This window comes from Streptomyces sp. NPDC054975, assembly GCF_053609105.1.
In genome coordinates this window covers 118,380-130,015 of sequence record NZ_JBSGWV010000016.1, presented here as the reverse complement: position 1 = coordinate 130,015, position 11,636 = coordinate 118,380, and the positions used below count along the sequence as shown (strand labels likewise).

The window sequence follows — 11,636 nt, the reverse complement described above, 5'->3', positions numbered from 1 at the left end:
GCCCGCGGCCGCGAGTGCGGCCGGCGGCGCCCCCTACCCCCGTGCCCGGAACCGGCTCAAGGCCCGGGAGCCGGGGTGGCCTTCGGATCCGATGCGTTGGATCCAATATCCATGATCCAATACATTGGATCCAGACCCTGGATCCAATGTCCAGGATCCGAGATATCGGATCCAACACATTGGATCCGATATCCGGTGCGGCTCAGACGCCCGCGCGCGCCTTCTCCTCACCCTCGTCCGCCCGCTGGTCCGGCACCGGCGTGTCCTCGTCCGTCCCGGACACCGGTGCGTGGTCGTCGACCAGGGTCTTCTCGTCGAAGGGAATCCGTCCGGCGAGGACCTCGGCTGCGCGCTCCTTGTCGATCTCCTTGGTCCAGGTGCCGACGAGGACGGTGGCGACGGCGTTGCCGGCGAAGTTCGTCAGCGCGCGGGCCTCGCTCATGAAGCGGTCGATGCCGACGATCAGGCCGACGCCGTCGACCAGTTCGGGCCGGTGCGACTGCAGGCCGCCGGCGAGGGTCGCCAGGCCGGCGCCGGTGACACCGGCCGCACCCTTCGACGCGATGATCATGAAGACGAGCAGCGAGATCTGCTCACCGACCGAGAGCGGGTTGCCCATGGCCTCGGCGACGAAGAGGGAGGCCATCGTCAGGTAGATCGCCGTGCCGTCCAGGTTGAAGGAGTAGCCGGTCGGGACGGTGATGCCGACGACGGGCTTGCTGACGCCCATGTGCTCCATCTTCGCGATGAGCCGGGGCAGCGCGGACTCGGAGGACGAGGTGGAGAGGATCAGCAGGAACTCACGGCCCAGGTACTTCAGCAGCGTGAGGATGTTGACGCCCGCGACCAGCCGGAGCAGCGCGCCGAGCACCACGAAGACGAAGAGGGCGCAGGTCACGTAGAAGCCGATCATGATGACCGCGAGCGACTTCAGGGCGTCGATGCCGGTCGCGCCGACGACCGCCGCCATGGCACCGAAGGCACCGATCGGAGCGACCCACATGATCATGGCGAGGATGCGGAAGACCAGCCGCTGGATGTGCCCGATGCCGCGCAGCACGGGCTCCCCGGCCCGGCCCATCGCCTGCAGCGCGAAGCCCGCGAGGAGGGCGACGAGCAGGGTCTGCAGGACCTCGCCCTCGGTGAAGGCGGAGACGAGCGTCTTGGGGATGATCCCGAGGAGGAAGTCCGCCGTGGACTCCTTCGCCCCGTCGGCCTGCTGGGCACCCGCCTCCGCGACCTCCTTGGTCAGGTGCAGGCTGGAGCCGGGCTCCAGGAGGTTGCCGACGACCAGGCCGATGGCGAGGGCGACGGTCGACATCACGAGGAAGTACCCGAGGGCGAGCCCGCCGACGGCCCCGACCTTCGCCGCCTTGCGGACCGAACCGACGCCGAGGACGATCGTGCAGAAGATGATGGGGGAGATCATCATCTTGATCAGGTTCACGAAGCCGGTGCCCAGCGGCTTGAGCTCGACGGCGAAGTCCGGCGCCACGAAGCCGACCGTGACGCCGAGGATCACGGCGGCGATGACGGCGATGTACAGATAATGGGTACGGTCCCGCTGTGCGGCCACGGGGTCCTCCTCGTGCTGATGGGTGTCCACGTCCCGGTGGATCCCCGCGACTATCCATCAGCCTGTGACCCGGGTCACGGTTACGTTCGTTTCGTTCACAGCCGAACTGTCACACTGGCGCCATGCGCATACCCCGACCCCGGCCCCGCAGCCTCGCCGGCCAGCTCTTCGCGATGCAGGTCGTGCTGGTGGCGGCGGTCGTGGCCGGGTGCGCGGTCTTCGCGTACATCACCGACCGGGCGCAGGCCGAGGAGACCGCGCGCCGCCAGTCCACGGCGACCGCGACCGCCGTCGCCGCGTCCCCCTCCGTGCCCCGGGCGCTTCACTCGCCGGACCCCACGGCGCTCCTCCAGCCGTACGCCGAGTCGGTACGGAAGCGGACCGGCGTCGCCTTCGTGGTGATCATGTCGCCGGACGGCACGCGCTGGTCCCATCCGGAGCCGGGCGAGATCGGGCGGACGTACCGGGGCCACATCGAGCCGGCGCTCCAGGGGCGGACCTTCTCCGAGACGCACGTGGGCGTGCTCGGGCGTTCGGTCCGTACGGTCGCGCCGGTGTACGAGAACGGCCGCGTCGTCGCCCTCGTCAGTTCGGGCATCACCATCGAGAAGATCAGCGAGCAGGTACGGGAGCAGGTCACGGCCCTGCTGGGGATGGCGGGGGCGGCGCTCGCGATCGGCGGAGCCGGTACGTACGTGATCAACGCGCGGCTGCGGCGGCACACGCACGGAATGAACGCGACCGAGCTGAGCCGGATGCACGACTACCACGAGGCCGCGCTGCACGCGGTGAGCGAGGGTCTGGTGATGCTGGACGGGCAGCGGCGGATCGCGCTCATCAACGACGGCGCGCGGGAGCTGCTCGGTCTGGACGCGGAGGTCGTGGGCCGGTCGGCGGCCGAACTCGGCCTGCCGGTCTCGCTCACCAGCGCGCTGCTCGCCTCGGAGCCCCGGGTGGACGAGCTGCATCTGACGGCGGAGCGGGTGCTCGTGGTCAACACCCGCCCGGTGGTCGGCGGGGAGCGCCGGGGCACGGTCGTGACGCTCCGGGACCGTACCGAACTCCAGGCACTGACAGGCGAGTTGACCTCGGAGCGGGGGTTCACGCAGGCGCTGCGCTCGCAGGCGCACGAGGCGGCGAACCGGCTGCACACGGTGGTCTCGCTGATCGAGCTGGGCCGGGTGGAGGAGGCGGTGGACTTCGCGACGGCGGAGCTGGAGCTGGCGCAGGCGCTCACCGACCGGGTCGTGGACGCGGTCGGCGAACCGGTGCTCGCGGCGCTGCTCCTCGGCAAGGCGGCGCAGGCCAACGAGCGGGGTGTCGAGCTGGTCCTCACGGAGGACAGCCGGATCGACGACGGGCTCCTGCCGCCGGAGATACCGGCGCGGGACCTGGTGACGATCCTCGGCAACCTGATCGACAACGCGGTGGAGGCGACGAGCGGCACCCCCCACGCGCGGGTCGAGGTCACCGCCCGGACGTGCGACGGCGAGCTCCTGCTCCGGGTCCGCGACACCGGGCCCGGGATCGAGGCGGGCGACCGGGAGGCGGTCTTCGACCGCGGCTGGTCCACCCACGGCCCGGCCCGCGGCCTCGGCCTGGCGCTGGTCCGCCAGGCGACCACCCGCGCGTCGGGCACGGTGATACTGGCGGACACGCCGGAGGGCGGCGCGGAGTTCACCGTACGGCTGCCCCTGGACCTCCGGGCCGAGCCCGCCGCCCGCCCGCCCGCGCCTCGCCCCGCGCCCGAACCGGAGGTGTCCGCATGAGCCAGAGACAGGACCGGGGCCAGAGCCAGGGCCCGGACCAGAGCCAAGGCCAGGGCCCGAGGCAGGGCATTCGGGTCCTCGTCGTCGAGGACGACCCGGTCGCCGCCGACGCGCACGCGCTCTATGCCGGGCGTGTGCCCGGCTTCGCCGTCGTCGGGGTGGCGCACTCGCGGGCCGCCGCCGTCCGCGTGCTCGACCGGACGCCGGTCGACCTCCTCCTGCTCGACCTCTACCTCCCCGACGGTCACGGCCTCCAGCTGCTCCGCGCTCTACGCGCCGCCGGGCACTCCGCCGACGTCATCGCGGTGACCTCGGCCCGCGATCTCGCGATCGTGCGCGAGGGCGTGTCCCTCGGGGTCGTCCAGTACGTGCTGAAGCCGTTCACGTTCGCGACGCTGCGGGACCGGCTCTCGCGGTACGCCGAGTTCCGCGCCGCCGCCGGGGAGGCATCCGGCCAGGACGAGGTGGACCGCGCCCTGGCGGCGCTGCGCGCCCCGCAGCCCGCCTCGCTCCCCAAGGGCCTGAGCGCGCCGACGCTTGAGGCCGTCACCCGTACCCTCCGGGACGCCCCCGACGGCCTGACCGCGGCCGAGGCCGCCGCGGCCGTCGGCATCTCCCGGATCACCGCCCGCCGCTACCTCGAACACCTCGTCACGGACGGCCGGGCCGCGCGGGCGCCGCAGTACGGTCAGGTCGGCCGGCCGGAACTCCAGTACCGCTGGATCACGACGATCGTCCGCTGAGCGAACCCGGCCGTCCGGTCACCGACCGGTGAATGATCATTACGGATGGTTACCGCCGGGTTCCCACGTTTCTACGACTTCTGGCCTTGGGTGAACGCACCGTAGCCAATGGTCACGTTACGCATCTACGGTGGCGGCGTGCACCACACTCCTCCCCCTCCCTTCAACGCGCTCGCCGCGCGCCGGCTCCGTGAAGGTCTCGGCATGGCTCCGGGACATGTCGCCTACGGTCTGCGCGCGCAGTACGGTCTCGGCGTCTCCCCCGAGACGGTCACCGCCTGGGAGCGCGGACGCCTCGCCCCCTCCGCCCAGGAACTCACCGCGCTCGCGGGTGTCCTCTGGTGCGCCCCCGGCGAGCTGATCGCCGACGCCACCACCCTGCGCGAGCACCGGATGGCGCGCGGCATCGCGGCCGACGAACTCGCCCGGCGGGTGGGCCTCGACGCCTCCGGCTATCTGCGTATGGAGGAGTCGGGCCGCTGGCGCGGCAACGAACGCCAGACCGCGGCCCTCGCCGAGTCCCTCGGCCTCGGGCCCCGCGAACTGGTCCAGGTGACCGGCCGGGCCGACGAGCTGGCGACGCTGTTGCGGGACGCCGCCACGACGCGCTGGCAGGCGTACGTCCGGCCGGTCGTGAAGCTGCTGCCGCTGCCCAAGCGCGTCCTGGAGCCCGCGCTCCAGCGACTGCACACCGACTACCACGCCAAGATGGTGACCACGAGCAGCTGGGGCGCCTCCGGCGGCAGCGGGGACGCCGGCCGCGAATACCTGGAGAACATCGTGTCCCACTTCTGGGACGCCGTCGGCCCTTAGGCCGTGTCCGGAGGGCCCCCGCGCGCCGCCCGCCCCGCCCCCGAGCCGGGCCCCTAGGGTTGTCGCGTGAGACGACACATACCCTTCGAGAATCTCCACAACTTCCGTGATCTGGGCGGCTATCGGACCGCCGACGGCTCCACCGTCCGCTGGAACGTCCTCTACCGTTCCGACTCCCTCGCCAAGCTGCGCGGCCCCGACCTGGATCGCTTCCGCGCGCTGGGCGTGGCGACCGTGATCGACCTGCGCTATCCGTGGGAGATCGCCGCCAAGGGCCGGCTGCCGGAGACCTCGGAGACCGCCGGCATCGCCTGGCACAACCTGAGCATCGAGCACCGCCCGTACGACCAGGCGGAGATCGACCCCGACCTCGACCCGTGGCGCTACCTCGCCGACCGGTTCGCGGAGGTCGCGTCCGACGGGGCCGCCGAGCTGCGCGAGGCCCTGGAGGTCATCGCGGGGGCGGACGGTCCGCTCGTCTTCCACTGCGCCTCGGGGAAGGACCGTACGGGTCTGCTCGCCGCCCTGCTGCTCGGTCTGCTCGACGTCTCCGACGAGCAGATCCTCGACGACTTCGCCCTGACCGAGCTCGCCACCGCGCGTCTGGTCGCCGACTGGCACGCCGCCCACCCGGGGCGCGAGCTGCGCTGGCCCGGCTACGGCCGGGCGCCGGCCGAGATCATGCGGCACGTCCTCGCGGATCTGCGCACCCCGTACGGATCGGTGTACGGGTACGTCACCGGGCACGTGGGCCTCGACCCGGCCGTGGTGGACGCGCTGCGCGCGCGGCTCGTCGAGCCCGCACCGGTCACGGCCCTCTAGCGCCGGTCGAAGCTGAAGAGCTGGCCCACGGCGTCCTCGCGGCAGGGCGCCTGCGCCAGCTTCGCCCACTCGGCGGCCCGGTCGCCGACGACGGTCACGCAGGAGCCCGGGGTCGCCGAGCGCACGGGGACGATGCGGTAGCCGGTGACCGGGCTGCCGAAGGGCTCCAGGCGGAACGTTTCGACCCGGCTCGGATCGCCGCACTCGGAGTCCTCGAACGCGGCGTCCGGGACGCGTCCGCCGGACGGGACGCCGGAGCAGCCGGGGCCGTAGTCCGGGTGGTCGGAAACGATGCGCCACTCGCCGGAGCCGAGCTCCTTGAGGGAGTACAGGGGGACGTCGGCGCCCTCGCACGGCCGCTGGTGGATCTGGCCGCTGCGCCCGCCGCGCCGCTCGTTCAGGCAGAGATCCGTGCCGATCACCCGTATCCGCACGTCCCCGGCGGCGGGCGCGGTGACGGCCTTAGGGCGCTCGGCGCTCCCGTCCTCGTCCCGGACGAGGGCGCCGACCACGCTGACGGAGGCGAGGACGAGCCCTGCGACGGCGACGAGGGCGACGACGGTCCGGCGTATGCGGGAGTGCGGGTCGGGCGGCTGGTCGTCCTCGGCCGGGGAGTCGACGTCGGGTACGGGCTCCGCGGCCGTCGGCCAGGAGGTGGTCATGCCCGCGTCCGTGGTCGGTCCGTCCGCGCCCCTCTCCGTACCGGCGTCCGCGTCCGCCTCCGGACCGGCGTCCGTGTCCGCATCCGTACGCGCGTCCGTGTCCGCCCCCGCCCCCGTACCCGTACCCGCGTACACCCCTCGTACCGCCAGCTCCTTGCGGACCGACAGCCAGCTCTCCAGCTCCCCGGGCGCCGCCCCGCACGCGCGGACGAAGGAGGTCAGCAGCTCCTCGCGGGGGACGGTCGAGCGGGCGAGCATGTTCGCCACCGTCGAGCGGGGCAGGACGTCGCCGAGCGCCTCCGCGCGGGCCGACAGCTCGCGGTAGGTCAGCCCCGACCAGTCCTTGAGCTCCTGCAACCGCGCGATGAACGAGGCGGCGTCGGTGGCCTCGCGTGGGTCGGGCGCGCCGCCCCCGCCGGCCGTTCCCTCGGTCATGGGTACTCCCCGCCCCTCCCCCGGACAGGGTTGGGACATGTCCGGGACAACCCCAAGCCTTGTTGATCTGGCTGTTCAACTCAAGAGTGGAAATCGGCAATTCCGGTCAGGGGCCGGGAACGTCACGGGGGAAGTACGGGGGAACGAAAAGGCCCCGATCGTCCACGGGGGGACGATCGGGGCTTCTCACGCTCCGCCGAACAGCCGGGTCAGAAGACCGACTCCGCCTCCGACATCCGCGCCTCCGGCACGGTCTTGAGCTGCGTCACGGCCTCCGCCAGCGGCACCATGTGGATGTCGGTGCCGCGCAGCGCCGTCATCTTCCCGAACTCGCCCTGGTGCGCGGCCTCCACCGCGTGCCAGCCGAAGCGGGTGGCGAGCACCCGGTCGTACGCCGTCGGCGTCCCGCCGCGCTGGACGTGACCGAGGATGACCGGCCGGGCCTCCTTGCCGAGGCGCCGCTCCAGTTCGACCGCGAGCCGGTTGCCGATGCCCTGGAAGCGCTCGTGACCGTACTGGTCGATCTCGCCCTTCTGGTACTCCATGGAGCCCTCGGCGGGGTGCGCGCCCTCGGCGACGCAGACGACGGCGAACTTCTTGCCGCGCGCGAAGCGCTCCTCGACCATCTTGACCAGGTCGTCGACCTGGAAGGGCCGCTCGGGCAGGCAGATGCCGTGGGCGCCGCCGGCCATGCCGGACTCCAGGGCGATCCAGCCGGCGTGCCGGCCCATCACCTCGACGACCATCACGCGCTGGTGGGACTCGGCCGTGGTCTTCAGACGGTCTATGGCCTCCGTCGCGACGCCGACGGCGGTGTCGAAGCCGAAGGTGCGGTCGGTGGAGGAGATGTCGTTGTCGATCGTCTTCGGTACGCCGACCACGGGCATACCGGCGTCGGAGAGCATCCGGGCGGCGGTCAGGGTGCCTTCGCCGCCGATCGGGATGAGCACGTCGATGCCGTACTCCTTCGCCAACTCCGGGGCGGATTCGGCGGCTTCGGACAAGCGGTTGCGCTCGAGCCGGGCGGAGCCGAGGATGGTGCCGCCGCGGGCGAGGATGCCGCTGACCGCGTCGAGGTCGAGCGGGCGGTAGTGCCCGTCGAGGAGACCCTTGAAACCGTCCTCGAAGCCGATGACTTCGTCTCCGTGGCCGGTGAGCGCCCGGTGCACGACCGACCGGATCACTGCGTTCAGGCCAGGACAGTCGCCGCCTGCGGTGAGAACTCCGATGCGCATCGTGCTGTGTCTCCTGCTCGGTAGTGGTACATGTGAGCTCTGTCGATTCTCCCACGCCCGGTGTGGCCCCCGCGCCCCCGGATACTCCGCGTGCCGGGCTTCTGGGGGCTTTCGTCCCCCTTTTTCGGGCCGTTCGCCCACCCTGCGCCCTATCCACGCCCAGAGGTATTGTCAAGGGGGTATGGCCACCTCTCACGGGGTTTTTTGAACACACTCGGTTGACGTGACGAACGCGGCCGGGCGGACAGGACTGGACAGGAGCCACGGCGTGACGCGCAGCGTGTACGTGACCGGGATCGACCGCGGAGACGGCCGGCAGGTGGTCGAGCTGGGAGTCATGGAGCTCCTGACCCGCCAGGTGGACCGGGTGGGGGTGTTCCGCCCGCTGGTGCACCACCGCCCCGACCGGCTGTTCGATCTGCTGCGGGCCCGCTACCGGCTCTCCCAGGACCCGTCGACCGTCTACGGCATGGACTACCACGAGGCCTCGGCGCTCCAGGCGGAGCAGGGCACCGACGAGCTGGTCTCCCGGCTCGTCGACCGTTTCCACGCGGTGGCCCGCGACTACGAGGTCGTCCTCGTCCTCGGTACGGACTTCGCCGCCACCCAGCTCCCCGACGAGCTGGCGCTCAACGCGCGGCTCGCCAACGAGTTCGGCGCCTCGGTCATACCGGTCGTCGGCGGCAAGGACCAGGCCGCCGAGTCCGTACGGGCCGAGGCCCGCAACGCCTTCCGGGCGTACGACGGGCTCGGCTGCGACGTCCTCGCGATGGTCGTCAACCGGGTGGCCGGAGAGGACCGGGCGGCGATCGCCGAGCGGCTCACGGCCCGGCTCCCCGTGCCCTGCTACGTCCTCCCCGACGAACCCGCGCTCGCGGCGCCCACGGTCTCGCAGATCACCCACCACCTCGGTGCCTCGGTCGTCCTCGGCGACGACGCGGGCCTGGCGCGCGACGCCCTGGGCTTCGTCTTCGGCGGCGCGATGCTGCCGAACTTCCTGAACGCGCTGACCCCCGGCTGCCTGGTGGTCACCCCCGGGGACCGCGCCGACCTCGTCGTGGGCGCGCTCGCCGCGCACTCGGCCGGCACTCCGCCGATCGCCGGCGTCCTGCTCACCCTGAACGAGCGGCCCAGCGAGGAGATCCTGACGCTGGCCGCCCGCCTCGCGCCCGGCACGCCGGTCATCTCCGTCCCGGGCACCAGCTTCCCGACGGCCGCCGAACTCTTCTCCCTCGAAGGCAAGTTGAGCGCGGCGACGCCCCGCAAGGCGGAGACCGCGCTCGGTCTCTTCGAGCGGCATGTGGACACCGCCGATCTGCTGAAGCGGATCTCGGTGGCTCGCACGGGCCGGGTCACCCCGATGATGTTCGAGCACGACCTCCTGGAGCAGGCCCGCGCCGACCGCCGCCGCGTCGTCCTCCCGGAGGGCACGGAGGAGCGCGTGCTGCGCGCCGCCGACGTGCTGCTGCGCCGCGACGTCTGCGACCTGACGCTCCTCGGTGACGTCGAGGTCATCCGCAAGAAGGCCGCCGACCTCGGCATCGACCTGTCCTCGCCGGCCACCCAGCTGATCGACCCGCAGACCTCCGAGCTGCGCGACGGCTTCGCCACGAAGTACGCCGAGCTGCGCGCCCACAAGGGCGTGACGGTGGAGCTGGCGTACGACGTCGTCTCGGACGTCAACTACTTCGGCACGCTGATGGTCGAGGAGGGGCTCGCCGACGGCATGGTCTCCGGTTCGGTGCACTCCACGGCGGCGACGATCCGCCCGGCCTTCGAGATCATCAAGACGAAGCCGGACGCCTCGATCGTCTCCTCGGTCTTCTTCATGTGCCTGGCCGACAAGGTGCTGGTCTACGGCGACTGCGCGGTCAACCCGGACCCGAACGCGGCGCAGCTCGCGGACATCGCCGTGCAGTCGGCGGCCACCGCGGCCCGCTTCGGTGTCGAGCCGCGGATCGCGATGCTGTCGTACTCCACCGGCACCTCGGGCTCCGGCGCGGACGTCGACAAGGTCCGCGAGGCGACGAAGCGGGTACGGGAGTCCCACCCGGAGCTGCGGATCGAGGGGCCCATCCAGTACGACGCGGCCGTCGAGCCCACCGTGGCCGCGACCAAGCTGCCGGGGTCGGAGGTGGCGGGTCAGGCGACCGTGCTGATCTTCCCGGACCTCAACACCGGCAACAACACCTACAAGGCCGTGCAGCGCTCGGCGGGCGCCGTGGCGGTCGGTCCGGTCCTGCAGGGCCTGCGCAAGCCGGTGAACGACCTCTCGCGCGGCGCGCTTGTCAGCGACATCGTCAACACGGTCGCCATCACGGCGATCCAGTCCCAGGTCCCCCAGGAGCCCACCGCATGACCTCCCCCACCTCCGCCCCGACGCGCGTCCTCGTCCTCAACTCCGGCTCGTCCTCGGTGAAGTACCAGCTCCTCGACATGAGGGACAACGCTCGCCTCGCCCTCGGCCTGGTCGAGCGGATCGGCGAGGAGACCTCGCGCCTGGTCCACACCCCGCTCCAGGGTGGCGGCGGGGAGAAGCGCGAGAAGAAGGGGCCGATCTCCGACCACGCGGCGGCGCTGAAGGCGGTGGCCGAGGAGCTGGCGGCGGACGGCCTCGGGCTCGACTCCCCCGAGCTGGCCGCGATCGGCCACCGCGTGGTGCACGGCGGGCTGCGGTTCACCGCGCCGACCGTGATCGACGACGACGTGCTCGCGGAGATCGAGCGGCTGGTGCCGGTCGCGCCGCTGCACAACCCGGCCAACCTCACCGGGATCCGGACGGCGATGGCGCTCCGGCCCGACCTGCCACAGGTCGCGGTCTTCGACACCGCCTTCCACACGACGATGCCGGAGTCGGCCGCCCGGTACGCGATCGACGTGGAGACGGCGGACGCGCACCGCATCCGCCGGTACGGCTTCCACGGCACCTCGCACGCCTATGTGTCGCGCGAGACGGCGAGGCTGCTGGGGAAGGCCCCGGAGGAGGTGAACGTGATCGTGCTGCACCTCGGCAACGGAGCCTCCGCCTCCGCCGTCCGGGGCGGGCGGTGCGTGGACACCTCGATGGGCCTGACTCCCCTGGAGGGTCTGGTCATGGGCACCCGCTCGGGCGACATCGACCCGGCGGTCACCTTCCATCTGAAGCGGGTGGCGGGCATGTCGGCGGACGAGATCGACACGCTGCTCAACAAGAGGTCCGGGCTCGTCGGGCTCTGCGGCGACAACGACATGCGGGAGATCCGGCGCCGGGTCGACGAGGGCGACGAGCGGGCCGCGCTCGCCTTCGACATCTACATCCACCGGCTGAAGAAGTACATCGGGGCGTACTACGCGGTACTCGGGCGGGTGGACGCGGTGGCGTTCACGGCGGGTGTCGGGGAGAACGCGGCTCCGGTGCGGGAAGCTGCGATCGCGGGCCTGGAGGAGCTGGGCCTGGCGGTGGACGCCGACCTCAACGCCGTACGGTCCGACGAGGCCCGGATCATCTCGCCGGAGTACGCGCGGGTGGCGGTCGCCGTGGTGCCGACGGACGAGGAGCTGGAGATCGCGCGCCAGAGCTATGAGTTGGTGAGGCCGTAACC

General features: G+C 71.9%; 9 protein-coding genes. 6 read left to right on the top strand and 3 right to left on the bottom strand.

Annotated elements, in window-relative coordinates:
- Positions 1-202: 202 nt before the first annotated feature.
- Entirely contained in the window at positions 203-1,606 is a 1,404-nt protein-coding gene (locus ACWF79_RS17465; RefSeq protein ID WP_453728966.1) for a cation:dicarboxylate symporter family transporter, read from the bottom strand.
- Positions 1,607-1,698: 92 nt separating this feature from the next.
- On the opposite strand from ACWF79_RS17465, the gene ACWF79_RS17460 reads away from it, so the two are divergent.
- From ACWF79_RS17460 to ACWF79_RS17445, 4 genes are all read left to right on the top strand, one after another.
- Positions 1,699-3,345: a sensor histidine kinase gene (locus tag ACWF79_RS17460; protein WP_453728965.1), complete on the top strand. Its 1,647-nt coding sequence runs from the start codon at positions 1,699-1,701 to the stop codon at positions 3,343-3,345.
- Complete coding sequence (locus ACWF79_RS17455; RefSeq protein ID WP_453728964.1) at positions 3,342-4,088, top strand: response regulator; 747 nt, start codon at positions 3,342-3,344, stop codon at positions 4,086-4,088. The genes ACWF79_RS17460 and ACWF79_RS17455 overlap by 4 nt, the downstream gene beginning before the upstream one ends.
- A gap of 204 nt (positions 4,089-4,292) precedes the next feature.
- Positions 4,293-4,901, top strand: coding sequence for a helix-turn-helix domain-containing protein (locus ACWF79_RS17450; protein WP_453728963.1), 609 nt, complete (start codon positions 4,293-4,295; stop codon positions 4,899-4,901).
- A gap of 66 nt (positions 4,902-4,967) precedes the next feature.
- A complete protein-coding gene (locus ACWF79_RS17445; protein ID WP_453728962.1) occupies positions 4,968-5,723 on the top strand; it encodes a tyrosine-protein phosphatase in 756 nt (251 codons plus the stop codon).
- Here the strand turns inward: ACWF79_RS17445 and ACWF79_RS17440 are convergent.
- Both ACWF79_RS17440 and ACWF79_RS17435 read right to left on the bottom strand, forming a co-directional pair.
- Positions 5,720-6,820: a helix-turn-helix domain-containing protein gene (locus ACWF79_RS17440; RefSeq protein ID WP_453728961.1), complete on the bottom strand. Its 1,101-nt coding sequence runs from the start codon at positions 6,818-6,820 to the stop codon at positions 5,720-5,722. The two genes, ACWF79_RS17445 and ACWF79_RS17440, sit on opposite strands and share 4 nt — an antisense overlap.
- A 209-nt stretch (positions 6,821-7,029) precedes the next feature.
- The gene (locus tag ACWF79_RS17435; protein ID WP_453728960.1) at positions 7,030-8,055 is read right to left on the bottom strand and encodes an ATP-dependent 6-phosphofructokinase; all 1,026 of its coding nucleotides are present in this window, start codon (positions 8,053-8,055) and stop codon (positions 7,030-7,032) included.
- A gap of 268 nt (positions 8,056-8,323) precedes the next feature.
- On the opposite strand from ACWF79_RS17435, the gene pta reads away from it, so the two are divergent.
- Positions 8,324-10,414 carry a phosphate acetyltransferase gene (gene pta / locus ACWF79_RS17430; protein ID WP_453728959.1) on the top strand — a complete coding sequence of 697 codons (2,091 nt, stop codon included), beginning with the start codon at positions 8,324-8,326 and terminating at the stop codon, positions 10,412-10,414.
- The gene (locus ACWF79_RS17425; protein ID WP_453728958.1) at positions 10,411-11,634 is read left to right on the top strand and encodes an acetate kinase; all 1,224 of its coding nucleotides are present in this window, start codon (positions 10,411-10,413) and stop codon (positions 11,632-11,634) included. Before pta ends, ACWF79_RS17425 begins: the two co-directional genes overlap by 4 nt.
- The last annotated feature ends 2 nt before the right edge of the window (positions 11,635-11,636 follow it).

Excerpts from the sequence above, each read along its gene's own strand:
- ACWF79_RS17425 (WP_453728958.1), top strand. The coding sequence starts at position 10,411 with ATGACCTCCCCCACCTCCGCCCCGACGCGCGTCCTCGTCCTCAACTCC.
- ACWF79_RS17450 (WP_453728963.1), top strand. The coding sequence starts at position 4,293 with ATGGCTCCGGGACATGTCGCCTACGGTCTGCGCGCGCAGTACGGTCTC.
- ACWF79_RS17435 (WP_453728960.1), bottom strand. The coding sequence starts at position 8,055 with ATGCGCATCGGAGTTCTCACCGCAGGCGGCGACTGTCCTGGCCTGAAC.
- ACWF79_RS17455 (WP_453728964.1), top strand. The coding sequence starts at position 3,342 with ATGAGCCAGAGACAGGACCGGGGCCAGAGCCAGGGCCCGGACCAGAGC.
- ACWF79_RS17460 (WP_453728965.1), top strand. The coding sequence starts at position 1,699 with ATGCGCATACCCCGACCCCGGCCCCGCAGCCTCGCCGGCCAGCTCTTC.
- ACWF79_RS17440 (WP_453728961.1), bottom strand. The coding sequence starts at position 6,820 with ATGACCGAGGGAACGGCCGGCGGGGGCGGCGCGCCCGACCCACGCGAG.